We start from the raw sequence: 24,680 nt of genomic DNA, 5'->3' as shown, positions 1-24,680 counted from the left end.
CGCCACCCTTCGCGATCGAGGCACGGCTGCCTCCCGCGAGACGTTAGTGCACACGCGAGGGCAGGCCGGTCCGGCGATTTCACCGAGGCTGGACGCGCCCGGTCGCGCTCAGGCCGGGGTCAGGAACTGGCCGAGGCGGAAGAACTCCTCGACGCCGAGCTGTTCGCCCCTGGCCTGTGGCGAGATGCCCGCCGCGACGAGCGCCTCCTCCGCCGCCGGTCCGGACCCGGCCAGCTCGGAGAGCGCGGCCCGCATGGTCTTGCGACGCTGCGCGAACGCGGCATCGACGACCGCGAACGTCCGCAGGCGCTGCGCCTCGTCGCCCGGAGGCTCCCGGCGGGTCCAGGCGACCAGGGCCGACTCGACGTTCGGCATCGGCCAGAACACGTTGCGTCCGATCGACCCGGCGAGGCGCAGCTCGGCGTACCAGGCTGCCTTGACGCTCGGCACCCCGTACGTCTTGGAGCCCGGGCCTGCGGCGAGCCGGTGGGCGACCTCGGCCTGCACCATCACGAGTCCCGTGCTGATCGTGGGGAACCGCTCGAAGAACGTCAGCAGCACCGGCACCGAGACGTTGTAGGGCAGGTTGGCCACGAGCGCCGTCGGCGTCGGTCCCGGCAGCTCGGTGACCTGCATCGCGTCGGCCGTGACCAGGTCGAAGTGTTCCGCCCGGTCAGGGGCGTGCTCCGCGATCGTCGACGGCAGCTGCACCGCCAGGGTCTCGTCGAGCTCGACGGCCGTGACGTGCTTGGCGACCTCGAGCAGCCCGAGCGTCAGCGACCCGAGGCCCGGGCCGATCTCGACGACGACGTCATCGGCGCCGACCCCGGACGTGCGCACGATGCGCCGCACGGTGTTGGCGTCGATGACGAAGTTCTGCCCGCGTTGCTTGGTCGGGCGGATGCCGCAGGCCTCGGCCAGGCGCCGGACGTCAGCGGGACCGAGGAGCCGCACGGCCGCCGCAGGGGTTGAGTGCGTCAGTCGAACCTCGCATGAGCGCAGCCCCACTGGCCCCAGCCCGAACGGGCCTGGAGGATCTTGGCGTACTTGATCTGGACCTCGCGGCTGTTCTCGTGCGGCAGGCCCGGGCCGCCGACGCTGCGCCACGTCGCGGCGCTGAACTGCAGCCCGCCGTAGTAGCCGTTGCCGGTGTTGATCGACCAGTTGCCACCGGACTCGCACTGGGCGATCTTGTCCCAGACGCTGTCGGGCGGGGTCGTGCTGGTGCCGCGCTCCACGATCTGGGCGCGGGGCTTGGACAGCGACCGGGAGACCAGGACGACGCGCTCGCGGAGCTTGCCGTCGGCGTAGATCAGCGTGACCTTCTCCTCGGCCTTGCCCTTCTTGCCCGGCCGCACGACGGTGGTCTCGCCCAGCATCGCGTCGTCGTCCTCACGCACGGTGGTCTTGAACTTGACCGGCACGGTCTCGGTCTTGGTGACCTTCTTGATCCGAACGACGCGCAGATCGGCGCCCGGCTTGACGAACGCGTCCTTGCCCGGCTTGACCTCGTCGTCGGAGTCCACCGTGACGCCGGCCTTCTCGAGGACACCGGCAACGGTCGGTGCGTTCGAGGTGATGGTGCGCTTCTTCTTGTCAGCGATGACCGTCAGCGACTTGGTGCTGCTGACGACCAGCTGGGCACCCTTGCGCGGGATGACGCTCGACGCCTTCTTGGACAGGTAGGCACCGGACGTGGGCTCGACGCCGAGGGTCTTGAACGCGTCGCCGACCGTACGGTCGTAGACGGTGTGCTCGCTGACGGCGCCGTCCACCGCCAAGGTCACGGGCTTGGCGTACGACACGGTGATCTCGTCACCGTCGGACAGTGCGGCGGACCTGGGCTTGCTCAGGCGGTCGCCCGGTCGAAGCGTGACGTTCTTGGACTCGAGCACGTCGGAGACGTTGTCGCCGAACGTGCGGATCTTGTCGCTCTTGCCGTCGACGGTGAGGGTCACGGTGTGACTCAGAGCGCCGTAGGCTGCGGTGCCGCCACCGACGATCAGGACGATCGCGAGGTTGAGAGCGATGATCGGGAATGACTTGCGATGACGACGCTTTCCGGTGGCGGGCGTACGTCGGGCGGGTGACTCTGGCTGCACGGAATTCCTTGACAGTCGGTGACGGGGCCGACTTTCCACCATACGGGCGCCCCTTCCTGGGTCAAATCCTGTGAGGCCAGTCACCACCGAAGGCAGAAAGCGTGTTCGCCTCGATGTGCTGACAGAGTTCCTCGACCGTTTTGCCTGCAATTCCAGCCATGAACCGCACCGTGAGCGGGATCAGGAACGAAGCGTTCGGGTTCCCGCGATGCGGTGAGGGTGTGAGGAACGGCGCATCGGTCTCCACAAGGATACGGTCCACCGGCGTCACGCGGAGCGCTTCGCGCAGGTTCTCGGCGTTCTTGAAGGTGACGGTTCCCGCAAACGACAGGTAGGCGCCGCGGTCGAGGCACGCCCGCGCGAACTCGGCGTCGCCGGAGAAGCAGTGCATGACCGTCCGCTCGGGCGAGCCTTCGTCGTCGAGCACCGCCAGCACGTCGTCGTGTGCGTCGCGGTCGTGGATCACCAACGTCTTGTCGTGGCGCTTGGCCATGCGGATGTGCTCGCGGAACGAGGCGTGCTGCGCCTCGCGGCCACCCTCACCGGTGCGGAAGTAGTCGAGGCCGGTCTCGCCGACCGCCCGGACGTGGGGCGACGCGGCCAGGGCGTCGATCTCCGCCAGCGCCTCGTCGAGGTCGCCCTGCTCGGCATGCTTCGGCGCCTCGTTGGGGTGCAGCGCCACGGCCGCGACGACCGACTCGTACGTCCGGGCGGTCTCGACCGCCCAGTGCGAGCCCTCGAGGTCGCAGCCCACCTGCACGATGCGGGTGACGCCGACGGCCGCTGCCCGGTCGAGCGCCTCGTCGACGGGGATCAGCAGGCCGCCCTCGACCCCTTTGGCGTACGCCCGGTGGTCGAGGTGGCAGTGGTTGTCGACGACCGGCGACGGCAGTGGCTCCGGCGCCTCGGGCCAGCCCTCGGTGAGGGTCACTCGGCCGGAGCCTCGATGCGCGGGAACAGCGACGCCGGCTTGGTGATGGTGGTGCCGGCGGGCAGCTGGCCCCACGCGGCCACCGCGTCGATGCGCTGGTCGGGCAGGGTGCCGAGCGTGGACGCGGCGCCGAGGGAGTCCCAGAGGACCGCCGACGCCTTGGGCATCACGGGGTTGAGCAGCACCGCGAGCACCCGCAGGCCCTCGGCGGTCGTGTTGAGGATCGTGGCGAGCCGGTCGCTCTCAGGGTCCTCCTTGGCGACCTTCCAGGGCGCCTGCTCGGTGATGTAGCCGTTGAGCTCGTCGACGATGCGCCACACCGCGGCCAGGGCGTCCTGCGGCGCCACGGCCTCGATCGCGGCATCGGCGTCGGCCACCGCCCCGGCGACCAGGTCGATGACCTTCTGCTCGGCCGCTGTCGTCACGCCTGCGGCGGGCAACGATCCGTCGAAGTACTTGCCGATCATCGCGGCGACCCGCGAGGCGAGGTTGCCGAAGCCGTTCGCGAGCTCGGCGTGGTAGCGCGCGTGCATGTCCTCCCACGAGATCGAGCCGTCGCTGCCGAACGTCAGCGCCCGCGCGAAGTAGTAGCGGTAGGCGTCGGAGCCGAAGGTGTCGACGATCTCGTCGGGCCGGATGCCGTTGGCCTTGGACTTCGACATCTTCTGCCCGCCGACCAGGATCCAGCCGTGGGCGAAGACCTGGTGCGGCACGGGTTGGCCCGCCGCCATCAACATCGCCGGCCAGATCACCGCGTGGAACCGGGCGATGTCCTTGCCGACGATGTGGATGTTGGCCGGCCACAGCTCCTCGAAGCGCTCGTCGTCGACGCCGTACCCGGCGGCAGTGACATAGTTCAGGAGCGCCTCGATCCAGACGTACATGACGTGTTTGTCGTCCCACGGCACCTGGATGCCCCAGTCGAACGTGGAGCGCGAGATCGACAGGTCGCGCAGGCCGCGCTTGACGAACGCGACGAGCTCGTTGCGCACCGAGGCCGGCTGGATGAAGTCGGGATTGGCCTCGTAGAAGTCGAGCAGCTTCTGCTGGTAGTCGCTGAGCCGGAAGAAGTAGTTCTCCTCGGTCATGTGCTCGACCCGGCTGCCGTCGAGCTTGGAGACCTTGAACCCCGCGTCGTCACCTTCGCCGTCGGCCACGTCGTCATCGCCGACGAACTCCTCGGCGCCGACGCTGTAGTAGCCGCTGAACGACCCCTTGTAGACGGCGTCGCGCTCGTACAGGGCCTGCCAGAACGCCTTGGCGCCGTCGAGGTGGCGTGGCTCGGTCGTCCGGATGTAGTCGTCGTTGGCGACGTCGATCGTCTCGAGGAGCGGTTTCCATTCCTCCTCGACGAGCTTGTCGACCCAGTCCTGCGGGGAGACCCCGTTCTCGTCGGCCTTGCGGAGGACCTTCTGGCCGTGCTCGTCGGTGCCGGTCAGGTACCAGACGTTCTCGCCCCGCTGCCGGTGCCAGCGCGTGATGATGTCACCCATGACGGTCGTGTAGCCGTGCCCGATGTGAGGCGCGTCGTTGACGTAGTAGATCGGCGTGGTGACGTAGAACGTGGAGTCGGACACGTCGACGATTCTAGGGTGCGCCTCCGTACGGCTATGCGTGCGCGGCGTCGTAGACGTCCTTCTTGCGCACCCCGGTCTCGCCGGCGACCTGCTCGATCGCGTCCTTACGGCTCAGCCCCTCGGCCTGCCGGGCCGTGACGAGCTCCCGCAGGTCGTCCGGCCCGTACGTCCGGGAGTCCGGTGCGGCTCCTCCGACCACGATCGTGACCTCGCCGCGGACCCCCTGCTCCTGCCCGGCCGCCCACTCGACGAGCTCGGTCAGCGAGCCGCGGGCCACTTCCTCGTACGTCTTGGTGAGCTCGCGGCACACCGCTGCGGACCGTTCGGCGCCGAAGACCTCGGCCATGGCGCGCAGTGACGCCTCGGTGCGGTGCGGCGACTCGAAGAAGACCATCGTGCGCCGCTCGGCGCCGAGCTCGGCCAGGGCGCGCGTGCGCTCCCCCGCCTTGCGTGGCAGGAACCCCTCGAAGCAGAAGCGGTCGACGGGCAGGCCCGACACGGCGAGGGCGGTCAGCACGGCGGACGGTCCGGGGATCGACGTGACCGTGATGTCGGCGGCTATCGCGGCGACGACCAGGCGATATCCGGGATCGGAGACGCTGGGCATGCCGGCATCGGTCACCAGCACGACCGTCGAGCCGTCGGCCAGCAGCGAGGCGAGCTCGGGGGTGCGGCGCTCCTCGTTGCCCTCGAAGTAGGACACGACGCGTCCGGTGATCTCGATGCCGAGCTCGGACGCGAGCCGCTTGAGCCGCCGGGTGTCCTCGGCCGCCACGACGTCAGCCGTGGCAAGTGCCTCACCGAGACGTCCGCTGGCGTCGGCGACCTGGCCGATGGGCGTGGCGGCGAGGATCAGCATGCCGCCCATCCTGTCAGGCCCGCTCCGGCGGTGGATCCGCAACCGAATGCCGGCGGAGCGGTGGATCCGCAACCGAATGCCGGCGGAGCGGTGGATCCGCAACCGAATGGCCGCTCTTACGGTTGAGGATCCACCGCTGCGTGAAGGAGTGGAGCAGGGACGGGGCGGGAGAAGAGCGACCGCCACCGCCTGCCGAAGACCGGGGGCGGTCCGTCGTACCCCCGCTCGACCAATCGTTGGTGCACGAATGTGGCGAGGGATCGCGGACGCTCGAGCCGAGCCTGGGTCACCTGCACGTACTCCCAGCCCGACCCACGGAACCCGGCATACCGATCGATGTCTCGCGAGAACTGGGCATCGTCGAATGCATGCTGGCGCCCTTCGTACTCGATGAGCAGCTTCCAGAGGCGATACGTGAGATCGCCGCACCCGATGAAGAACCCGTTCGCGTCGAGCACGTCACGATTGACCTCAGGTCTCGGCAGGCCGGAGAACACCAGCACCAACCGCGTCTCGGACTCCTTCAGCGAGCGCGATCGTTCCTCGAGGTGCGGGACCACCGCGACCGCCGCGCCTGCGCCCGGGCGCCAAGGCTGGGCTCGGGCGAGACCGATCAACGAAGCGATCGTCATGTGCTGACGGTGCAGGAGCCAGTCGCCGATCTTGACGAGATCGATCAGACGGAGCGTCGCGGCAGCACCGATGAAGGCGGCCTCCGGCACCACCCCGCCGGCCTCCACGGGTGGCATGGCAGCCGTACGGTGCAGGAAGACGTCGGCTAGATCGAGATGATGATCTCGGCCGATCGTGAAGTGGAGCGGCGTCGGCGGACCGTAGTCGACACCCAACCGCCGCATCCTGGTGAGGTGGCTGGGCTGCGCGTCATCGGGCAACGCCAGCGCGGCGGCGTCGATCAGGCCCAGGGCGTCGAGCCGAGTCCCGGCCAGCACGTAGACCGAGGGGAACACCAGCTCGAACCGAGGGTGCTGCAACATCCGGGCCGAGATGCCGTTCTGGAGCGCTTCCTGACGGCTGAACGCTCGCCGCAAGAGGGTCTCCGGCACGGGTGTGGGCGTACGCATGGTTCACGACAGCAAGGTGCCGACCCGTCGAGCCACGCCGTGCGGACCTCCTGTGGACGCGTCTACGTTCGTCCGCCGGGTGTGGATGGCGAAGCGCCGGTGGATCCTCAACCGGAACAGCCGTCATGAGGTTGCGGATCCACCGCCCCAAGCTGAGAAGGTTGAGAATCCACCGCTCTCGCGACTCCCCTAGGGTTGCTCGGGTGACCTCGCTGGCCCGCTTCTCCCCGACCTCGTGGTCGGAGCGCGCGTGGGGGTGGGTGGGTCCCCTCGGTGTGGCACTGCTCGCGTTCGGCCTGCGGATCTGGCGCGTCGGCAAGCCCCGCATCCTGATGTTCGACGAGACCTACTACGCCAAGGACGCCTGGTCGCTGCTGCAGCACGGCTACGTCCAGGACTTCACCGAGAGCGCCAACAAGGAGATCGAGAACGGTCGCACGAGCGACCTGATGACCGGCGACCCCTCGTGGATCGTGCACCCCGACGGCGGCAAGTGGCTCATCGCGATCGGCGAGCACCTGTTCGGCCTCGACGCGTTCGGCTGGCGCATCGCCGCCGTCGTCATCGGCTCGCTGACCGTGCTGGTGCTGGCGCGGCTCGTCCGGCGCATCACTGGATCCACCGTGATGGGCTGCGTCGCGGGTCTGCTGCTGGCGGTCGACGGGCTGCACTTCGTGATGTCGCGGATGGCGCTGCTCGACGTCTTCCTGGCGTTCTGGGTGGTCTGCGGTGTCGCGTGCCTCGTCGCCGACCGCGACTGGATCCGTGCCCGGCTCGACCGCTACCGCGTCGTCCGGCCGTGGCAGCTGCTCGCCGGCGTCTCGTTCGGGATGGCCTGTGGCACCAAGTGGAACGGCATCTACGTCCTCGCCGCCTTCGGGGTCCTCGCGGTGGTCTGGGAGGTGCTCGCACGCCGTCGCGGCCCCGCTGACCCCGCGATCCGCCGCAGCGGCTGGATCGGCACGACGCTGCGGGTGGGCATACCCGCCTTCGCCTCGATCGTCGTGGTGGCTGGCCTCGTCTACGTGGCGACGTGGACCGGCTTCCTCATCCACCATGACGCGTACGAGGCCAGGTTCGGCAACGGTTACGGCGAGTACTCGGCACCATGGGGGGCCTATGTCGACAAGCCGACCCCCGGCTTCCTCGGCGAGACCCGCGACGCGTTCCGGTCGCTGTGGCACTTCCACGTCATGACCTTCGACTTCTCGTGGTCGGGGCTCGACAACGCCGAGAAGCACCCGTACGAGTCCAACCCGGTCGGCTGGCTCGTGATGGAGCGGCCGGTGCTGGTCGAGTACCAGGGCGAGTTCCCGGCGTCCGAGTGCGGCGCAACGGCCGGCTCCTCCTGCGTGCGGTCGGTGCTGATCCTCGGCAACCCCATCATCTGGTGGACCGGGGTCCTTGCGCTGCTCGCCGCGGTCGTCGCCTGGGTCGTGACGCGCAGCTGGCGCTGGGGCGTTCCCGTCGTCGCGGTGGCGGTCAGCTGGCTGCCGTGGTTCATGAGCACGGACCGGCCGATCTTCTCCTACTACGCCGTGGCGATCATCCCGTTCACGATCGTCGCGATCACCCTCGTGATCCACGAGGTGGTGCGCACAGCCGAGACCCCGCGGCACCGGTACGTCGTGTGGTGCGTCGCAGGGTTCTACGTCACGGCGGCCGTCGTGGCGTTCTGGTTCTTCCACCCGGTGCTCAGTGGCGAGATCATCCCGTACGACACCTGGCACGACCGGATGTGGTTCGACCGCTGGATCTAGGGGCACAGGCCCAGCCATCACCCGATGTTCATACGATCATCTGGCGGAAGGATCGGCGCGAGACCCTCTCACGCTTCATACTTGACAGTCGACGACGTTCTCTGGAGGGAGACCCGTGAGCACCTTGGTGTCCACCCCGCGGCGGCGACGCCGCGCGGCGCTGGCGGCTGCCCTCGCGATGATCGCCGCTCCCCTCGTCGTCAGCTCCAGCGCCGAGGCCGCCGAGTGCGTCGCCGGAGTCCCGTGCGTCATCGTCAAGGTCGTGTCGGTCGTCGATGGCAAGAAGGCCGAGTACGAGTACACCGTCAACATCCAGGAGAATGCCGACCTGAAGGATGCGGAGGACCTGGCCTACACGGTGCGGTCAAAGAGGAACGGCCCGATCACACCTGTGGAAGGCATCACCGAGGCGCTCTCGCTGAACGCGATCCTCGACCGTGACAACGGCGGCGATGCCGATGACTGGACCTTCTCCGAGACCAGCGGCCGGAGCAAGGTTCCTTCCGTGCTCGATCCCGACATGAACTACCGCGACGGGCTCGTCCCGGCTGTCTACGTGACAGGCGGCCGGGTTGGCTACGTGCGCCCGCTTGCAGGCAACGGCGATGTCAACGCTGGGGACGTGTTCGTGCTGCCGGCCGGAGCGCCGCTGGTCCTCACGATCCACACCACCGGCGAGCTGCTGGACGTGACGACGACAGCAACGCCGAAGAAGAAGGTCACGACGGCGACGCCGGTGTTCTTCACGGCTGAGGTCGCCCCTGAGAGCGACACCCTCAGCTACCGGTGGACGTTGGGCACCAAGGTCTACAAGACGGCAAAGCCGTCTCGCACCTTCACGAAATCGGACACCTACCCCGTCAATCTCGTGGTGCGCGACGACAAGGATGGCTCGCTCGGCCTTGCCGCCACGACGAGCGTGAAGGTCGGGAAGCCGCCGAAGCCGCCGTCGACCAACGGCACCGGTGGTGGCGGCGGTGGCATCGGCCCGGGCACCGGCGGCGGTGGCTTCATCCCGCCCTACATCCCGAACGACGCCCCCAGCCCGCCGTCCGACGCGACCCCGCCGCCGACCAGTGACCTGCCGACCGGGCCGATCGACGACGGGCTCACCGAGGTCGAGGGCTTCGTGCTCGCCGGCGCAGGGTCGGGCGAGGGCGAGAGCATCCCCGGCACGCAGGCCACGAGCCAGCCCACCCAGGCGGACGAGCTGTCCACGAGCCGCAAGATCAGTGGCGCGGTGATCGGCGCACTCGCCGTCCTCCTGCTGCTGGGACTCGGCGCAGAGATCGAGACACGATGGGCCAGCACCAGGCTGGCCCACCTGAGGAGACGCACATGACCGACGGCATCTACGACATCATCTTCAACGTCGCGGAGGCGTTGGAGCTGCCGGTCGTGATCCTGGCCCTGCTCGCCCTGGCCGGCGTGCTGGTCGAGACCGGGATGTTCATCGTCGAGCTGGTCAAGCGCCGCCGTCGGACGTTCGCCGCCCTCTCCCGCACCGGGGCGTCGGCCCGTGAGGCCGTCGACGCCGGTCGTACGACCGAGGCGTCGGCGCTGCTGCACACCGTCGCCTGGAGCTCGGCCGTCGGTGCCGCGTTCGGCGTCATCGTCAAGGAGGTCGGCAAGCCGGGCGCCGACACCCGCATCGCCAAGGAGCTCGCCGACTTCGACTTCTCCCGGCAGGGCCGCCTCGCGCGCACCCGCCTGCTGGTGCGGGTCGGCCCGGCCCTCGGCCTCATGGGCACGTTGATCCCCCTGGCCCCGGCGCTCGACGGCCTCGCCCGCGGTGATGTCGACGCCCTGACCGAGAACCTGCGGCTCGCCTTCTCGATCACAGTCCTGGGCATCCTGATCGGTGTGCTGGCCCTCGGCCTGTCGCTCGTGCGTGAGCGGCTGTACGGCCAGGACTTCTCCGACCTCGAGTACATCGCCGCGATCCTCACCGACGATGGCACAGGTGCCTCGGCCATCAGCCCGTCACCCACTCGCCCGTCCCCGGCGGCAGCTGCCACGCCGACGTTGCGCGATCCCGCACCATCGACCCCCCAGGCGGGCCTGCCGCCCCTGACGGAGACCAAGCCATGATCCACGTGACCCCACGGGCCCGCATCTCCCAGGAGCGCGCCGGCGACCCGCTCGACGGCCTCGTCAACATGTTCGACATCGGCATCGTCCTGGCCGTGGCGTTCCTGCTGGCCGCCCTGTCGTCCCTGGGCCTCGAGGGCGCCGTCAGCGACAAGGGCCTCGTCAAGCCAGCCCTCGGCGAGGTGACGACGCAGCCCGGCAAGGACGCCAAGGACGTTCCGGCCAACGGCACCAAGACGGTGGGCCGCGGCACACCGGTCGGCACGGTCTACCGGCTCGCCGACGGCCGCCTCGTCTACGTCACCGAGGATGCTGCTGGTGGCGCCACGACCCCGACGACCCCGTCGCCGTCGGAGCCGTCCGCTGACGTGCCCACGCCGAGCGTCCCGACCCCGGGCATCCCGAGCTTCCCGGGCCCGTCGACGCCTGCGCCGTAGTCAGCTCTCGGCGCCCTTGATCGCCAGGCCGGTGATCCAGGCGATGTCGGCGGCCGCCTCGCGCGGCGGCTTCGACGGTCGGGTGATCGCCGACAGGACGAGGCGTACGACGACCTCGACCGCGATCTCGAGCTCGGCATCCGTCATGGGGACCGGTGGATAGAGCTCGACGATGGACTGCTTGACGACCGCCACCGCGACCTCGACGATCTCGCCGGACTCCGTCGTCAGGATCTGCAGGAAGTCCGCGTCCTGCTCCTCAGGCAGCGAGGTCACGATCGTGCGCACCAGCAGGCTCTGCTCCCCCATCAGCAGGGCACCCTCGCACGCCGCTCGGATGCCGTCGACCAGCTCGGTCTCACCCACCATGCGTTCGCGGACGATGTCGAGGAAGCGGGACAGCTCGCGCATCGCGAGCTGCTCGGCGAGGCCGTGCTTGGTGCCGAACTCGTTGTAGACGGTCTGCCGACTGACCCCTGCTCGGGCGCCGATGCGAGCCATCGTGACACTGGACCAGCCGGTGTCCTCGATCATGCCCTGCGCCGCGTCGAGGAGCCGCTCACGCACCGGGGCGACCGCTGCAGCAGTGGTCATGCCTCGCCGTCCAAGACGTCGGCGAGCCGCTGCCCCGCGGCGATCCACGCGGCCGCCGCACGGATGTCGCGTGGCCGCCCGATGCCCACGGCGCCGCGAACGACTCCGTCCTCGAGCAGGTACGCGATGAAGTCGCGGTCGGCCAGCGAGCCGTGCACCACGAGCTCGTGCGCCGCCTCCGGCCAGCCGGACACCTGCAGGTTGTGGCCGTACTGGTCCGACCAGCTCCACGGCACCTCGACGAACGGCTCCTGCCCACCGGCCATGGCCTTGCCGACCGCCGAACCATGGTTCTGCGCGCCCTGCCAGTGCTCGACGCGGTGGCGGCCGCCCAGCACGCCGTTGGGCTGGTTGGCCACGTCGCCGGCGGCGAACACGTCCGGCGCCGACGTGCGGCCGAGCTCGTCGACCACGATGCCGTCGGCCACCTCGATCCCTGCGGCCTCCGCGAGCTCGACGTTGGGCTGCATGCCGACCGCGACCACGACGACGGGCGCGGACCACGTCCGTCCGTCCGTGGAGCGTACGACGGTCTGGTCACCGTCGTCCTCGATCGCCTCCACCTCGACACCGGTGTGCAGCTCGGTGCCCTCGCTCTTGTGGAGGTCGACGTAGAGCTCGCCCAGCTCGGGGGGCAGCAACCGCGGCAGCGGGAGCGCCGCGGTCTCGAGCAGCGTCACGTCGCAGCCCATCGTGCGGGCGCTGGCGGCGATCTCGGAACCGATCAGGCCCGCGCCGACCACGACCAGGCGGCTGCCCGGGGTCAGCTCACCCTGCAGCTGAGGTGCGTCGGCGAGGCTCCGGAGCGTACGGATGCCGGAGGCCGACCACGGCGAACGAGCCCGTCCGCCCGTCGCCAGCAACAGCTGGTCGTAGCCCACCTCCTCGCCGTCGACCAGGCGCACCACGTGCGCCTCGGGATCGATCGCCGCGACCGTGACGCCGGTGCGGAGGTTGACGGACTGCTGGTCGTACCACTCGGCCTTCTTGATGCGGATCTCGTCGGGCGTCTTCTCGCCGCGCACGATCTCCTTGGACACCGGCGGGCGGCGATAGGGCAGCTCGGGCTCCTCGCCCAGCAGGTCGATCTCGCCCTCGTAGCCGCTGCGCCGCATGGCCGCGGCCGCGCTGACACCGGCGATGCCGGCGCCGACGATCACCGTCCGGTGGGTCATCAGGCCAGCTCGAGCATCGTGAAGTCAGCCTTGGCCGCACCGCAGTCGGGGCAGGTCCAGTCGTCCGGGATGTCCTCCCACTTGGTGCCCGGCGGGATGTCCTCCTCGGGCCACCCCTCTGCCTCGTCGTAGACGAATCCGCACTGCTGGCACTCCCACCGCTTCACTGCTGCTCTCCTTCGGTTGCCACGTCCTGGTCGGCCGCGTCCTGTCGTTCCGCCGACCGCTGCTGCACCTGCGCCCTGGTCTCGGCGGCGATGATGTTGCCGTCCTGGTCGTTGCGCTCGAACTCCTCGATCGGCAGGAAGTCGACCTGCTCGCGCACGCCGCAGTCCGGGCAGGTCCAGTCGGCGTCGATCTCGGCGAACGGCGTGCCGGCCGGCCAGCCCTCGCGCGGGTTGCCCTGCTCCTCGTCGTAGACGTACTCGCAGTTGGGACAGATGAACTTGCTCATGCGGCAGCGACCTCCTCGTCCTGGCTCGTCCCGGCACCGTACTTGCGAACGTACGCGTCGGCGGTGCGCGGGTGCAGGTTGGCGCGACCGATGTCGCCGTCGTAGTGACTGAGCACCCGCTCGTCCATGACCTTGCGCCACACCTGCGGGATCCAGGTCAGGACGATCATGCCCGCGTAGCCCGTCGGCAGCACCGGGGCCTCCTTGAAGTCGCGGAGGGCCTGGTAGCGGCGGGTCGGGTTGGCGTGGTGGTCGCTGTGCCGCTGCAGGTGGTAGAGCAGCACGTTCGTGCCGATGTTGTTGGAGTTCCAGCTGTGGCTCGGGTTGACCCGCTCGTAGCGGCCGGAGTCGAGCTTGGCGCGCTTCATGCCGTAGTGCTCCAGGTAGTTGACCGACTCCAGCAGCCAGATGCCGGCAGCGGCCTGGATCAGCAGGTACGGCAGGATCTGCCAGCCGAACGCGATCATCAGCCCGCCCCACAGCACGAGCGAGAACGCCCAGGCGTTGAACAGGTCGTTCTTGATCGACCAGTGCGACTTCTTCTGACGTACGAAGCGCTTCTTCTCCAGGCTCCACGCACTCTTCAGGCTGCCGATGATCGTGCGGGGCATGAACTCCCACACCGTCTCGCCGAGACGACCGCTCGCGGGGTCCTCCGGTGTCGCGACGCGCACGTGGTGGCCGCGGTTGTGCTCGATGAAGAAGTGGCCGTAGAACGTCTGGGCCAGGGCGACCCTGGCGAACCAGCGCTCGTGCTCCTCCTTCTTGTGGCCGAGCTCGTGCGCGGTGTTGATGCCGATGCCGGCGACCATGCCGAGACCCAGGGCCAGCCCGATCTTCTGCACCACCGTCAGCGGGTCGTCGATGCCGGGCAGCGTGTTGCCGCCGAGGAGGTAGGCGCCCCAGATCAGGCCCGCGATCTGCACGGGGATGAACGCGTAGGTCACCCAGCGGTAGAAGCGGTCCTCCTCGAGGGCCTCGATCAGCTCGTCCGGTGGGTTGTTGGGGTCGAGACCGGCGAGCAGGTCGAACAGCGGGATCAGCACGAACACGAAGAACGGGCCGAAGAACCACACGACCGTGGCGCCACCCGTCAACGCGTGCAGCCCCCACATCATCAGCGGGATCAGCGGGATGATCGCCCCCATGATCCACAGGTAGCGCTTCTTGTCGCGCCACTCCACGACTTGGCCATCGACAGTTGCCTGGATCGTCATGCTGCATTCCTCCTTGTACGCCCTGGGAGAGGCGCTTTACAAGAAGGTAGCAAATGTAAAGCACGGCGGCAAGGGGTCACCGCACGACGGCCGCCCCGGGCCTGAGCCCAGGACGGCCGTCCGCGGTTCGCGGTCGGGGGGAAACGACCCGCCACGTCCGCGCCGCCGCCGCGAGGCGGAGGTCTAGAAGGTGTCGAAGGCGTTCATGATCCCCGGCGCCAGCACCACGATGAACAGCACCGGGAAGATGCAGGCCATCAGCGGTCCCAGCAGCTTGACCGAGACCTGCCCGGCCTTCGCCTCGGCACGCAGCTTGCGCTTCATCCGCATCTCCTGCGACTGGATGCGCACCATGCCCGAGATCGACGAGCCGTGCACCTCGGCCTGGATGATGCCCCGGATGAACGAGTGGATGTCCTCCGACGTCGTCCGGGCCTGCAGCGACTCGTACGCCGCTCGACGCGACATGCCGAGCCGGATGTCCTGCACCGTGCGGGTGATCTCGTCGGCCAGCGGCCCGGTCGTCGACTCGGCCGACTTGGCCAGGGCGGACTCGAAGCCGAGACCGGCCTCGATCGTGATGACGATCTTGTCCAACAGGTCGGGCAGGGACCTCTGCATCTCCTCCTGCCGCTCCTGCGCCCGGCTGTGGAGCAGCAGGTCCGGCACGAAGTACGAGACGCCGATGGCGATCACGCCGATGATGACCTTGACCGGCGAGGCGTCGAGGAAGAAGACTTTCGTCACCAGCATCAGCATGGGCACCGGGATCAGGATCTTGGCCAGGATGATGTTGCGCATCGACCAGCCCGCGGGGTGCCCGGCCAGGAGCAGGTTGCGCTCGATCCGGCTCAGCATCCCGGTCGTCGTGACGTACTTGGCGGCGTCCTCGGGCTTGTCGATCTGCTTGATCCGCTTGCCCGCCGGCTCCGCAGCGGCATGGGTCTCGACCAGCCGCTCGCGGACCGCACGGTCCGGCAGGGCCACGAGGCCCAGCGACACCGACAGGGCGCCCAGCGCTGCGAGCAGGAACATGGCTCCGATGATCAACATGGCGTCCCTCAGACCTTGATCGCGATGATGGCGCGCATCCAGAACCACGAGACCGTGTAGAGGATGCCGGACAGGATGAGCAGCAGGACGCCGACCGTCGTCTTGACGAGCGGGTCCATGTAGCCCGGATTCATGAGCGAGTACGTCAGGCCGAGCGCGATCGGGAGCGCCATGAGGACGTAGCACGAGGCCTTGCCCTCGGCCGCGTACGCGCGGATCTTCTCGCGGATCTCGGCGCGGCCGCGGATCGTCTCGGCCACGGTGTCGATGATGTCGTTGAGGTTGCCGCCGGAGTCCCGCTGCACCTCCACGGCCTCGGCGAACCAGCGGAAGTCCTCGCTGCCGTTGCGCTCCGCCGCATCGAGCATCGCCACCACGAGGTCGCGGCCGAGCCGGTTCTCGTTGATGATGCGCGTGATCTCCTCCGACATCGGCGGAGCGGCGTCGGCGGCCACCGAGTTGAGCGCGACCGGCAGGCTCTGCCCCGCGCGCAGGGCGGAGGCGATGATGCGCAGCGTGTTGTCGAGCTGCTTGGCGAACTCCTTGCGACGCCGTCCCGCGCGCACCTTAAGCACGATCTTCGCGGCGATCGGGACCACGATCGCCAGCAGCCCGCCGGTCACGACACTGCGACCGAGCACGAACCCGACGAGGAACGCGGCAGCCGTGCCCGCGACGACCCAGGTGACCACGACTCCCAACGGCTTCTTCACGTCGGCCATCTCGAGCTCGGCCGCCCGGAAGGGCACCCAGCCCCGACTCCTGAGCACGCGGTCGACCCCCGTGACGACGGAGCGGTAGATCACCCGCCACAGCGGCTCGGTCGGCACGGTCGTGCCCAGCCGCCGACTCTTGGAGACCCGCGGCACGGGGTCGGCGAACAGGGCCTGCGCGAACAGGCCGACCGCTGCGGCCAGCAGCACGGCACCCACGATCATCATGCTCATCAGACCGTCCTCGTCAGGTTGAAGTTCGAGATGTCGAAGTCGACGCCGTACTCCTCGAACCGGTCCGTGAAGCGCGGCCGTACGCCGGTCGGCTTCTGCACGCCGAGAAACGTGCCCTGGGCATCGGTGCCGGCGGAGAAGTCGAACAAGAAGGCGTCCTGGAGCACGACGACGTCACCCTCCATACCGAGCACCTCGGTGACGTGCGTGATGCGCCGGGTGCCGTCGCGGAGCCGCTGGATCTGCACGATCAGGTCGACTGCCGAGGCGACCTGCTCCCGGATCGCCCGCAGCGGCAGGTCCATCCCGGCCATCAGGACGAGGGTCTCGAGGCGAGCGATGCAGTCGCGGGGTGCGTTCGCGTGCAGCGTGCTGAGCGACCCGTCGTGACCGGTGTTCATGGCCTGCAACATGTCGAGCGCCTCACCGCTGCGGCACTCGCCGACCACGATGCGATCGGGACGCATGCGAAGCGAGTTGCGCACGAGGTCACGGATCGTGATCTCGCCGGATCCCTCGATGTTGGGTGGCCGTGCCTCGAGCTGGACGACGTGGTCCTGCTGCAGCTTGAGCTCCATCGCGTCCTCGATGGTCACGATGCGCTCGCCGTCAGGGATGAAGCTCGACAGCACGTTGAGCAGGGTCGTCTTGCCGGTGCCCGTGCCGCCGCTGACGAGGATGTTGAGGCGTGACTCGACCGCGGCTCTCAGCAGGGCGGCGATCTGCGGGGTCATCGAGCCGAACTCGATGAGGTTCTCCACCGTGAACGGGGTGTCGGAGAACTTGCGGATGGTGAGCGACGACCCGCGGACCGCGAGGGGCGGGACGACGGCGTTCACACGGGACCCGTCCTGCAGGCGGGCATCGACCATCGGGGACGACTCGTCGATGCGCCGGCCCACCCGCCCGACGATCCGCTCGATGGCTCGACGGAGGTGCTGCTCGGACGCGAAGCGCAGCGGGCTGCGGGTGATCTTGCCGTTCCGCTCGACGTAGATCGTGTCGTGCCCGTTGACCATGATCTCGGTGACGCTCGGGTCCTCGAGCACCCGCTGCAGCGGTCCCAGCCCGAGGGCGTCGTCCTCGATGTCCTGGATGAACCGTGCCCGCTCGTCGACCGTCAGCAGCAGCTGCTCGTCCTCGATGATGGCCGAGAGCTCCTCCCGCACGAACTCGTGGAGCTGTGCCTCCGTCAGCGAGGGATCGTTGATCCGGCTGCCGAGGCGCTTGAACAGCTCCTCCACGGCGCGGGCCTTGACCGCTGCCAGAGCATCCGTCACGACCAGCTTCGGCACCTGGTCCTGCGTCTGCTCGAAGCGCGGCAGGGCCTCGGGATCGCTGCTCTGCAGGTCGGCGTGGGCCTGCAGGAGCGATCGGTCGCGGGCCGTCGCCAGGCGGTCGCTGAGGCTCATGAGGAACTCCCTTCGACGGTGCTCATGCCACGTCCAGACGCTTGTGCGTGCGCTTGGTCGAGGCGTCGGTGTTCTCGAGATGGTTGATGAGGGCGCGGATCGACTTCACGAACGCGCCACCCTTCTTCTTGTTCAGCATCAGCGGCGCACCGTGGTTGGCCGCCAGCTGTACGTCGTTGGAGCGGGCGATCACGATGTCGACCGGCAGTCCGACCGCGGTCTCGATGTCCTTGACCTTGAGGCCGGACTGGTTGCTCGCCAGATTGAGTGTCAGCACCCGGGAGGCCGGCAGCAATCCGATCTGGGCGAGCATCTCGACGGCCTTGCGGACGCCACGCACACACGCGACGTCCATCGTCGAGACCAGCACGACGTCATCCGTGACCTCGAGCGCCGCGAGGGTCGGCTCGGGCAGGCCACCGGCCGTGTCGACGATGACGTAGCGGAACTGCGTCGACAGCTGGTGGATCAGGCGGACGATCTGCGGACCGCTGACCTCGTCGTTGGCCGCCGGCGACTCGGCGCCGCAGAGCACGTGGAACCCGGCCGGGTGCACCGTCAGCATCGTCTTGACGATGAGGTTGTCGGCCGCGGCGGCCGGCGAGAGCGCCTCCTCGATCGTGTGCACCGGCGACAGGTCGAGGGTCGACGCGACGTCACCGAACTGCAGGTCGAGGTCGACCAGCACGACCTCGGACGGATAGTCCTCGGCCAGCCCGATCGCCATGTTGGTCGCGATGCTCGTCTTGCCGACGCCGCCCTTCGGCGAGATCACCGTGATGGTGCGGCTCTCCTCGGGCGCCTGGACGTGGGGCGCGGGGCTCGCGCCCGCGGCGGGGATCTCGGCGTTCTGCCGGTGCAGCTCGGCCCGCCGGAGCACGTCGCGAAGCCGCTCGTCGACCATGTCCTCCGGCAGCACGTCACGGAAGCCGGACCGCATGGCCTCGACCACGATCTCCACCGGCACGTCGTCCACCAGCACGAGATCGATGAGCGGATAGGTCTCGTCGATCATCCGGCCGATCCCCAGCGCCTTCTCGATGGGCAGCGCGGCACCGACGAAGATGATGTCGGGCAGCGACTGCGGATCGAGGCTCCGGATCAGGTCGAACCGCTCGCTCTCGATGGTGTCGCGGGTCAGCGACACGACCTGTGTGCCGGGCAGGACGTTGACCCGGGCGATGAACTCCCCGGTTCCAGCCAGGATCAGTGCCCGGGTCACTTGACGACATCCTCGGCCGTGATGATCTTGGATCCCGACGTGTCGGTGTCCGAGTTCTGCAGGGTCACCCAGACCGTGCCCCACTTCTGCGAATGCACGATCTTCTCGGCGTCCAGCGTCTTGACCGCCAGCGTGAGCATCGTTCCGGTGATCTCACCCTTCTCCCCGACGACCGCGGTGTCGGCCTTGGTCACCAGGACCTGGTTGAGGGTGAAGTTGGTGAACTGGGGTGCGCTGCTGTCCTTGGGCTCGAACGTCACGATGACGCCCACCCGGTCACCGGGCTTGACCGCCCCGGCCACCGAGTGCTCGGAGTCCAGGGCGATCGAGATCTCCTGGAACCCCTTGGGCACGTCGGTCTTGCCCTTGCGCTCACCCGGGGCGACCATGCGCGACTTGAGCAGGACCTCTCCGTCCTGAAGGCTCGCGTTCGTCGCCAGGCCCGAGACCTGGTCCAGCTTGGTCACTGCCCCGTCGGGGACCGACTCGGCGGGCAGCTCGACGACCTCCGTGCTGTCGGCGAGCTCCGCCGCGCTGGTGCCCTGGCTGACGTCCTCCGTGACCCTCACGACGGACACGAGCTTGGCTCCCTCGTACGCCCGGTCGTTGGCACCTTGTGCCCAGACGAACAGCACGAGCACGCCCAGCAGGGCGAGCACGCCCGCAGCGACTGCGGCGATGACTCTCTTGTTCATATCGATCGTTTCCCTTGAATCGATGGTTGATGGATGACAGCTACTCGACGAGCGAGACGTAGTGGGCGCCGAACTCGTCCTCGCCCTGCTCGTACTCGAAGTTCGGGTCCTTGGTGAAGCTCTTGGTGAAGTAGCCCTGCAGCCCGTTGCACGTGATCGAGGCCGTCAGGTCTTGGGACAGCACCCCGTTGACGAGGTTCAGGCCGAGGTTGAGGACCAGCTCGACCAGGCTCAGCGTGTTGAGCAGGGCGGACTTGAGGTTGTACTTCAGTGGGATGTCGGCGCACGACACGCTGCCGTCGACGTTCGCCGGGTTGCCGGGGTACTTCCAGCCGGTGACGACGAATGGCGCGAAGCCCACGATCTCGACGCCGAGCTTGGGCGGCACCTCCACGCAGGCCTTGGACGGGCCGAGCAGGCTGGCGCAGGCCGTCGCGAGCTTGAGCCCGTACTCGTCCTGGAGCGTCGAGTACGGCTTGAAGATCGGGATGAGGATCGTCTTGCCCTTGTCGATCCGCTTGCCGTTGCCGAAGTGCTGGGCGCAGCCTTGCGGCAGCAAGGCGGCACCCTGCAGGCCGCCCAGGAACGTGCTGAGCTCGCTGTCCACGTTGAGCTCGCACTTGGAGGCGTCCCAGCCGAAGAGACCCTTGATGATGTTGCTGACGACGGTCTCACCGGTCAGCCACACGGCGCCCTTGAACGTGGCGATCTGCGTCCCGTCCTCCTCGGTGCACTTGTCGACCGCCTTGGTGTCCAGGTAGTCCTGGAAGCCTTCGATGTCGAGGAGGTTCCGCAACGCGGACGTGTCGATCGGCGAGAGCATGGTGCGCAGGCTCTGCAGCGTGTCCGTACGAATCGAGGTCTTGTGAGCCGCCTCGCTCGGGGTGCCGGCGAACTGCGCGTTGTTCTTCCAGGTGCAGTAGGACACCCCCAACGGCAGGGCGACGAGGCCCTTGACGGGGTGCCCGGACTGCGACGACGCGACTGCCGTGGCCTTGACCCGCTTGGACTCCACGCCGATGACGCCCAGCAACGGCGTGTCGATGTCCTTCTCGACCGTCACGGTCACCCGGCCTGTGGCGGAGATCCAGCTGGCGGTCACCTGGCCCCCGTCGAACGACTGGGCGGCGATCGTCGAGGCGCTCGGCTGCAGGGCGGCGCACTCGGTTCCCGACGGGCTCTTGGCGCAGGACTTGGCCAGCTGCCGCGCCGCCGAGTCGGCGGCGTGCTGGGCGTTGTTGCGCTGGTAGGCGACGTTGCCGACGTCGACGCTGAGGCCGAGTCCGGCGATCAGCACCACGATCGCGAGGCCGAAGAAGGTCGCGGCCACGCCGCGCTCGTCGCGCGGCCGGTTGAGGCGTCGCATCAGTTCTCGCATCGGGCCACGCCCTTGCCCTTGATCGTGTAGCTGCCGAAGATCCCGCTCGGCGACGTGCGCGGCGAGCTGATCGTGACGGTCACCTGGTTGCCGCTGCTGCTCGTGCACGGCGACGAGGGCGACACCGCGACGGTGTACGAGCTCGTGTCACTGCCCTTGAGGGTCGTGACGATGCTGTTGGCCGACTTCGTCGGATCGATCGACAGGTCCCGCGCGACGAGGTATGCCCAGTGATTGACCTCGTTCTGCTGCGAGTAGCGCGTACCGCCCTCGACGATGCCGAAGATGACGGCGACCAGAAGAGGAACGATCAGAGCGAACTCGACAGCTGCGGCACCACGTTCCCGTGATGCGTCCATGTGCTCCCACCCATGTCCATGCAGTGCTGCTGCGAAGGGGCCCACTCCCATAGACCCCGGGACTGGAGCGGGGTGGGCCCACGTAGCGCGGTCCCACCCCGTCCAGGTTGCCGCCGGCTCCCGAGAGTGCCGTCGGCGTTCAGCAGTGGATCAGGTGAAGTCCACACCGTTGACGAAGCTGGTGATCGCCGGGCCGAACAGCGCCACGGCACCCACGACGACGATCGAGACCAGACCGATCACGAGCGCGTACTCGACTGCAGTCGCGCCCTTCTCCTCGCGCTTGTCCGTGCTGATGACGGACAGGACATAGGCGATTGCGTGATTGAACATGAGTTACTCCCTCAAATTTACCGCCACCGGTTGGTGACGCTCCCTGGTCAGAACTTAGATCGAATTCACGCGGTTCGGGGGCGAAAATCCGGGCCATCTTTTTGACCCGAAAGAACTATTGCGAAAATCACCGGTACGCCGGTTTCCGGGCGCAACTAGACGCCGAGGAGGTCGCTGACCAGGTCGACCAACGTGGCCGCCCACGTCGTGAAACCGCTCCCCAAGCTGACGGCGGCGCCGATCACCACCAGGCTCACCAGGCCGATCACCAGCGCGTACTCGACTGCCGTCACGCCACGTTCGTCCGTGCGTCTGCGCATGCGAATCTTCATGTCCACTCCCTCGTTCTCCCTGCCATGACGGTAGGTGGAGACAGGGGTGCGAGTCAGCAGAACGCGATAATCAATCGATCAGCTGGTGACGGTGACCGGCTCGTAGCGGTCCATCCCGACCAGCACCATGGTGTTCGGGCTGATGCAGGTCTGCAGGACGATGTCGGTGTCCGGAAGGTCGCGCACCTTGGTCAGGCGCCGGGGCACCTGCTTGATCGTCGTGGCGACATAGGTGCCGTCCTCGACGCCTTCTCCGGAGAGCCTGACGGCCTCGCCCTTGCCGACCTTGGGCATCCACGCCGTCCCGCCGCAGTAGTCGTGCTCCGCGACGAGCACGGGTCGGTGCTTGCCGACGAAGACCGCGATGGGGCCCTTGCAGAAGTCGAGCATCAGCTCGGAACGGCTGAGGCTCGAGCGGGCGAAGATCGTGCGGGTGAACTTCGCCGGCGGCGGGGCGGCGAGCCGGGTGACCTGGTCCAGCGTCGCTGTCTGGAGCGACGCAGGGCCTGTGACGTCAGGCGCAGGCTCGTCGTCGGGGGTCGCCGTCAGCAGGGTCACCGCGAGCACGGCGGCCGCGGCAACGACCAGGGCCGCGAGCGTTCGCTTGATCATCGATGGCCTCCCTTGACGTCCTCCATCGTACGAGGCCTCCCCCGAGTGCGGCGACTTCCGAAAAAGTCCGGCCGTACGTGAGACGGTGTGGCTCGTCCGGACATCTCTCAGCAAGGACGTCCGCACACCGCAGAGATCGGAGCGCCGGGTGACATCACCGACGACCACCGCGCAGGGCATCGGGGACCGTGAGCTGCTGGCGCGAGCGGCCGCCGGCGACCGGTCCGCGTTCGGGCAGCTCTACGACCGGCACGTGCGCCCGGTCTACTGGCAGGCCTACTCCGTGGTCCGCGACGACCGCGAGGCAGAGGACATCACGCAGGACGTGTTCATCACGACCTGGGCCAAGATCCGGCAGATCTCCGTCGTCGACGAGTCGGTGCTGCCGTGGCTGCTGGTGACGGCACGGTTCACGGCCCTGAACGCCCGGCGCCGGATCCAGAAGCGGGATCGCGACGTCGAGCTGGACCCCGACCTGGCCGGCGACACGTCGACCGAGGACGAGGTCGTCGCCGGGCAGGTGCGAGGCGAGATCGACAAGGCGGTCGCCGCGTTGTCCGCCACTGACCGGCGCCTCTATGAGCTGTGCGTCGCCGGCGACCACACGTACGAGTCCGCGGCCCACGAGCTCGGCGTCAGCCATGCCGTCGTCCGCAACCGCATCTCGCGCCTCCGCACCCGGCTCCGAGCCGACCTCCGTTCGATGAGGGAGACATCATGAACACCCCCACCCTGGACGACGACCGCATCGCCTCGATGCGCTCGAGCGTCATGAACACCGTCGATCGCGACATCGCCCGGCGTGGCCGCCGGGTCCGTCGGACCGCCGGACTGGCTGCGGCGAGCGTGCTCGTGGTCGGGCTGGGCTCGGTCGGCCTGAGCGCCCTGGACGGTGTGGGGACCAGCGGCAGCGACAGTGCCGGGAGCTCACCCGAAAAGGTGACCTCCGACCAGGTCGAGAAACCGAGCGAGAGTGGCGACGAGAACGCCTCGAGCAGGAACTCCGTGGAGGGTGGCGGCGACGCCTCGCTGAGTAAGAGCGAGGCCCCGGACGCCGACCGCGAGGTCATCACGACCGGCGAGATCACGGTGTCGGTCAAGGACCCCCGCGTCGTCGCCCAGAAGATCAGCGCGTACGCCGAGTCGATCGGCGGTCGGGTCGACTCCCGCACCGAGAACGGCAACGGCGACGACGCGTCGGCGTACGTGACGGTCCGGGTGCCGAGCACGAAGGTCACCGCCACGATCGAACGGCTCAAGACCTACGGCACGGTCGACAACGTCTCGCTGCAGAACGACGACGTCACAGCCCAGGCCAAGGACCTCGACGCCCGCATCGACGCGCTGCGACTCTCGATCGGCCGGCTCGAGAAGATCATGGCCGACGCCGACACCAGCTCCCAGCTGATCAAGGCCGAGAACGCCCTGACGAAGCGACAGGAGCAGCTCGAGAGCCTCGAGGCGCAGCGCAAGCAGATCGCCGACCAGGTCTCGCTCTCCACCCTGTCGATCGACCTGTCCCAGACGTCACGCCCCGACTCCGTGGAACCGGGAGGATTCAAGGGCGGCCTGACCGACGGGTGGAACGCCTTGGTCTCGACGGTCAACAACGTCGTCGAGGTCGCCGGCGCGCTCCTGCCCTGGGCGGCGATCATTCTCGGTCTGTACGGCGTGTTCCGACTGCTGCGCCGTCGCCGCGGGTGGAACTGACTGTTCGGGGACGTCTCAGTATTCGAACAGGTGTTCGACAATGGGTGAGTTTTCGGATATGGTGGAGGCATCAAGGGTGAAGTCTTCGCAGCAATCCCTTGACCTGACTGGATCCGAACTGAGACCGGCCCGTGGTGCATCGAGCTTGGGTGTGCCGCACTTCGAGAGTGGCCAAGCGTGCGACCGCCGTTTCGTTGCTGAGGTCTGTCGTGTCCGTTGCCCCGGTTTCTTCGCTCCGGCACCCGTTGGTGGGTGCTGTCGAGCAGATTGAGGCTACGTTGGACCGTATGCAGGTCGACGGGTGGGCGGGTCTGGAACCCGATGCCTTGAGGGCCTCGGCCGAGCGGT

Annotated in this window: 27 protein-coding genes; 6 read left to right on the top strand and 21 right to left on the bottom strand. The window is 68.3% G+C overall.

What is annotated here, in order from left to right; all coding sequences use genetic code 11:
* Positions 1-108: 108 nt before the first annotated feature.
* The 6 genes from rsmA to AB0N22_RS00110 form a co-directional block, all read right to left on the bottom strand.
* On the bottom strand, positions 109-954 hold the full coding sequence (rsmA, locus tag AB0N22_RS00135) for a 16S rRNA (adenine(1518)-N(6)/adenine(1519)-N(6))-dimethyltransferase RsmA (protein WP_364634357.1): 846 nt from the start codon (positions 952-954) through the stop codon (positions 109-111).
* 23 nt (positions 955-977) lie between these two features.
* Positions 978-2,102: a ubiquitin-like domain-containing protein gene (locus tag AB0N22_RS00130; RefSeq protein ID WP_364634355.1), complete on the bottom strand. Its 1,125-nt coding sequence runs from the start codon at positions 2,100-2,102 to the stop codon at positions 978-980.
* Between the two features lie 61 nt (positions 2,103-2,163).
* A complete protein-coding gene (locus AB0N22_RS00125) occupies positions 2,164-3,033 on the bottom strand; it encodes a TatD family hydrolase (protein WP_364634352.1) in 870 nt (289 codons plus the stop codon).
* A complete protein-coding gene (gene metG / locus AB0N22_RS00120) occupies positions 3,030-4,610 on the bottom strand; it encodes a methionine--tRNA ligase (protein WP_364634350.1) in 1,581 nt (526 codons plus the stop codon). Before metG ends, AB0N22_RS00125 begins: the two co-directional genes overlap by 4 nt.
* A 31-nt stretch (positions 4,611-4,641) precedes the next feature.
* Positions 4,642-5,478: a 16S rRNA (cytidine(1402)-2'-O)-methyltransferase gene (gene rsmI / locus AB0N22_RS00115; RefSeq protein ID WP_364634348.1), complete on the bottom strand. Its 837-nt coding sequence runs from the start codon at positions 5,476-5,478 to the stop codon at positions 4,642-4,644.
* 107 nt (positions 5,479-5,585) lie between these two features.
* Positions 5,586-6,533, bottom strand: coding sequence for a hypothetical protein (locus tag AB0N22_RS00110; RefSeq protein WP_364634346.1), 948 nt, complete (start codon positions 6,531-6,533; stop codon positions 5,586-5,588).
* A gap of 221 nt (positions 6,534-6,754) precedes the next feature.
* Between AB0N22_RS00110 and AB0N22_RS00105 the strand changes: the two genes are divergently transcribed.
* From AB0N22_RS00105 to AB0N22_RS00090, 4 genes are all read left to right on the top strand, one after another.
* Entirely contained in the window at positions 6,755-8,311 is a 1,557-nt protein-coding gene (locus tag AB0N22_RS00105) for a phospholipid carrier-dependent glycosyltransferase (RefSeq protein ID WP_364634343.1), read from the top strand.
* 115 nt (positions 8,312-8,426) lie between these two features.
* Positions 8,427-9,653 carry a PKD domain-containing protein gene (locus tag AB0N22_RS00100; protein ID WP_364634341.1) on the top strand — a complete coding sequence of 409 codons (1,227 nt, stop codon included), beginning with the start codon at positions 8,427-8,429 and terminating at the stop codon, positions 9,651-9,653.
* Positions 9,650-10,402, top strand: a complete 753-nt coding sequence (locus AB0N22_RS00095) for a MotA/TolQ/ExbB proton channel family protein (protein WP_364634338.1) — start codon at positions 9,650-9,652, stop codon at positions 10,400-10,402. The genes AB0N22_RS00100 and AB0N22_RS00095 overlap by 4 nt, the downstream gene beginning before the upstream one ends.
* Positions 10,399-10,839: a DUF2149 domain-containing protein gene (locus AB0N22_RS00090; RefSeq protein WP_364634336.1), complete on the top strand. Its 441-nt coding sequence runs from the start codon at positions 10,399-10,401 to the stop codon at positions 10,837-10,839. The genes AB0N22_RS00095 and AB0N22_RS00090 overlap by 4 nt, the downstream gene beginning before the upstream one ends.
* On the opposite strand, the gene AB0N22_RS00085 is transcribed toward AB0N22_RS00090, so the two are convergent.
* From AB0N22_RS00085 to AB0N22_RS00015, 15 genes are all read right to left on the bottom strand, one after another.
* Positions 10,840-11,433: a TetR family transcriptional regulator gene (locus AB0N22_RS00085; protein ID WP_364634333.1), complete on the bottom strand. Its 594-nt coding sequence runs from the start codon at positions 11,431-11,433 to the stop codon at positions 10,840-10,842.
* A complete protein-coding gene (locus tag AB0N22_RS00080) occupies positions 11,430-12,608 on the bottom strand; it encodes an FAD-dependent oxidoreductase (protein WP_364634331.1) in 1,179 nt (392 codons plus the stop codon). Before AB0N22_RS00080 ends, AB0N22_RS00085 begins: the two co-directional genes overlap by 4 nt.
* A complete protein-coding gene (locus AB0N22_RS00075; RefSeq protein ID WP_364634329.1) occupies positions 12,608-12,775 on the bottom strand; it encodes a rubredoxin in 168 nt (55 codons plus the stop codon). The genes AB0N22_RS00080 and AB0N22_RS00075 overlap by 1 nt, the downstream gene beginning before the upstream one ends.
* On the bottom strand, positions 12,772-13,062 hold the full coding sequence (locus AB0N22_RS00070; protein WP_364634326.1) for a rubredoxin: 291 nt from the start codon (positions 13,060-13,062) through the stop codon (positions 12,772-12,774). Before AB0N22_RS00070 ends, AB0N22_RS00075 begins: the two co-directional genes overlap by 4 nt.
* The gene (locus AB0N22_RS00065; RefSeq protein ID WP_364634324.1) at positions 13,059-14,279 is read right to left on the bottom strand and encodes an alkane 1-monooxygenase; all 1,221 of its coding nucleotides are present in this window, start codon (positions 14,277-14,279) and stop codon (positions 13,059-13,061) included. Before AB0N22_RS00065 ends, AB0N22_RS00070 begins: the two co-directional genes overlap by 4 nt.
* 183 nt (positions 14,280-14,462) lie before the next feature.
* Positions 14,463-15,332: a type II secretion system F family protein gene (locus AB0N22_RS00060; protein WP_364634322.1), complete on the bottom strand. Its 870-nt coding sequence runs from the start codon at positions 15,330-15,332 to the stop codon at positions 14,463-14,465.
* An 8-nt stretch (positions 15,333-15,340) separates the two neighbouring features.
* Positions 15,341-16,279, bottom strand: a complete 939-nt coding sequence (locus AB0N22_RS00055) for a type II secretion system F family protein (RefSeq protein WP_364634319.1) — start codon at positions 16,277-16,279, stop codon at positions 15,341-15,343.
* Positions 16,279-17,691: a CpaF family protein gene (locus AB0N22_RS00050; protein WP_364634317.1), complete on the bottom strand. Its 1,413-nt coding sequence runs from the start codon at positions 17,689-17,691 to the stop codon at positions 16,279-16,281. Before AB0N22_RS00050 ends, AB0N22_RS00055 begins: the two co-directional genes overlap by 1 nt.
* Before the next feature lie 22 nt (positions 17,692-17,713).
* Positions 17,714-18,913 carry an AAA family ATPase gene (locus AB0N22_RS00045; protein ID WP_364634315.1) on the bottom strand — a complete coding sequence of 400 codons (1,200 nt, stop codon included), beginning with the start codon at positions 18,911-18,913 and terminating at the stop codon, positions 17,714-17,716.
* The gene (gene cpaB, locus AB0N22_RS00040; RefSeq protein ID WP_364634313.1) at positions 18,910-19,608 is read right to left on the bottom strand and encodes a Flp pilus assembly protein CpaB; all 699 of its coding nucleotides are present in this window, start codon (positions 19,606-19,608) and stop codon (positions 18,910-18,912) included. The genes AB0N22_RS00045 and cpaB overlap by 4 nt, the downstream gene beginning before the upstream one ends.
* Before the next feature lie 40 nt (positions 19,609-19,648).
* Positions 19,649-20,974 (bottom strand): TadE/TadG family type IV pilus assembly protein, encoded by a 1,326-nt coding sequence (locus AB0N22_RS00035; RefSeq protein ID WP_364634310.1) that lies wholly within the window; start codon positions 20,972-20,974, stop codon positions 19,649-19,651.
* Positions 20,974-21,345: a TadE/TadG family type IV pilus assembly protein gene (locus tag AB0N22_RS00030; protein WP_364634307.1), complete on the bottom strand. Its 372-nt coding sequence runs from the start codon at positions 21,343-21,345 to the stop codon at positions 20,974-20,976. The genes AB0N22_RS00035 and AB0N22_RS00030 overlap by 1 nt, the downstream gene beginning before the upstream one ends.
* Before the next feature lie 150 nt (positions 21,346-21,495).
* The gene (locus tag AB0N22_RS00025; protein WP_364634304.1) at positions 21,496-21,678 is read right to left on the bottom strand and encodes a Flp family type IVb pilin; all 183 of its coding nucleotides are present in this window, start codon (positions 21,676-21,678) and stop codon (positions 21,496-21,498) included.
* Between the two features lie 155 nt (positions 21,679-21,833).
* Positions 21,834-22,010 carry a Flp family type IVb pilin gene (locus AB0N22_RS00020; protein WP_364634301.1) on the bottom strand — a complete coding sequence of 59 codons (177 nt, stop codon included), beginning with the start codon at positions 22,008-22,010 and terminating at the stop codon, positions 21,834-21,836.
* A 78-nt stretch (positions 22,011-22,088) separates the two neighbouring features.
* Positions 22,089-22,622, bottom strand: a complete 534-nt coding sequence (locus AB0N22_RS00015) for a hypothetical protein (protein WP_364634298.1) — start codon at positions 22,620-22,622, stop codon at positions 22,089-22,091.
* A gap of 148 nt (positions 22,623-22,770) precedes the next feature.
* Between AB0N22_RS00015 and AB0N22_RS00010 the strand changes: the two genes are divergently transcribed.
* Together AB0N22_RS00010 and AB0N22_RS00005 are read left to right on the top strand one after the other, a co-directional pair.
* Complete coding sequence (locus tag AB0N22_RS00010) at positions 22,771-23,343, top strand: RNA polymerase sigma factor (RefSeq protein ID WP_364634295.1); 573 nt, start codon at positions 22,771-22,773, stop codon at positions 23,341-23,343.
* Complete coding sequence (locus AB0N22_RS00005; RefSeq protein WP_364634292.1) at positions 23,340-24,332, top strand: DUF4349 domain-containing protein; 993 nt, start codon at positions 23,340-23,342, stop codon at positions 24,330-24,332. The genes AB0N22_RS00010 and AB0N22_RS00005 overlap by 4 nt, the downstream gene beginning before the upstream one ends.
* Positions 24,333-24,680: the final 348 nt, after the last annotated feature.

Origin of the sequence: Aeromicrobium sp. NPDC092404, from assembly GCF_040684095.1 — a bacterium.
Classification (GTDB): Bacteria; Actinomycetota; Actinomycetes; order Propionibacteriales; family Nocardioidaceae; genus Aeromicrobium.
The sequence above is the reverse complement of the archived record's forward strand: the minus strand, read 5'-3'. Positions and strand labels throughout refer to the sequence as shown.

What these genes read in the sequence shown, in the direction of transcription:
- cpaB (WP_364634313.1), bottom strand. Translation starts at nt 19,608, where the DNA reads ATGAACAAGAGAGTCATCGCCGCAGTCGCTGCGGGCGTGCTCGCCCTG.
- AB0N22_RS00020 (WP_364634301.1), bottom strand. Translation starts at nt 22,010, where the DNA reads ATGAAGATTCGCATGCGCAGACGCACGGACGAACGTGGCGTGACGGCA.
- AB0N22_RS00005 (WP_364634292.1), top strand. Translation starts at nt 23,340, where the DNA reads ATGAACACCCCCACCCTGGACGACGACCGCATCGCCTCGATGCGCTCG.
- AB0N22_RS00080 (WP_364634331.1), bottom strand. Translation starts at nt 12,608, where the DNA reads ATGACCCACCGGACGGTGATCGTCGGCGCCGGCATCGCCGGTGTCAGC.
- AB0N22_RS00025 (WP_364634304.1), bottom strand. Translation starts at nt 21,678, where the DNA reads ATGTTCAATCACGCAATCGCCTATGTCCTGTCCGTCATCAGCACGGAC.
- AB0N22_RS00065 (WP_364634324.1), bottom strand. Translation starts at nt 14,279, where the DNA reads ATGACGATCCAGGCAACTGTCGATGGCCAAGTCGTGGAGTGGCGCGAC.
- AB0N22_RS00070 (WP_364634326.1), bottom strand. Translation starts at nt 13,062, where the DNA reads ATGAGCAAGTTCATCTGTCCCAACTGCGAGTACGTCTACGACGAGGAG.
- AB0N22_RS00055 (WP_364634319.1), bottom strand. Translation starts at nt 16,279, where the DNA reads ATGAGCATGATGATCGTGGGTGCCGTGCTGCTGGCCGCAGCGGTCGGC.
- AB0N22_RS00060 (WP_364634322.1), bottom strand. Translation starts at nt 15,332, where the DNA reads ATGTTGATCATCGGAGCCATGTTCCTGCTCGCAGCGCTGGGCGCCCTG.
- AB0N22_RS00085 (WP_364634333.1), bottom strand. Translation starts at nt 11,433, where the DNA reads ATGACCACTGCTGCAGCGGTCGCCCCGGTGCGTGAGCGGCTCCTCGAC.
- AB0N22_RS00090 (WP_364634336.1), top strand. Translation starts at nt 10,399, where the DNA reads ATGATCCACGTGACCCCACGGGCCCGCATCTCCCAGGAGCGCGCCGGC.
- AB0N22_RS00030 (WP_364634307.1), bottom strand. Translation starts at nt 21,345, where the DNA reads ATGGACGCATCACGGGAACGTGGTGCCGCAGCTGTCGAGTTCGCTCTG.
- AB0N22_RS00050 (WP_364634317.1), bottom strand. Translation starts at nt 17,691, where the DNA reads ATGAGCCTCAGCGACCGCCTGGCGACGGCCCGCGACCGATCGCTCCTG.
- AB0N22_RS00095 (WP_364634338.1), top strand. Translation starts at nt 9,650, where the DNA reads ATGACCGACGGCATCTACGACATCATCTTCAACGTCGCGGAGGCGTTG.
- AB0N22_RS00015 (WP_364634298.1), bottom strand. Translation starts at nt 22,622, where the DNA reads ATGATCAAGCGAACGCTCGCGGCCCTGGTCGTTGCCGCGGCCGCCGTG.
- rsmI (WP_364634348.1), bottom strand. Translation starts at nt 5,478, where the DNA reads ATGGGCGGCATGCTGATCCTCGCCGCCACGCCCATCGGCCAGGTCGCC.
- AB0N22_RS00035 (WP_364634310.1), bottom strand. Translation starts at nt 20,974, where the DNA reads ATGCGACGCCTCAACCGGCCGCGCGACGAGCGCGGCGTGGCCGCGACC.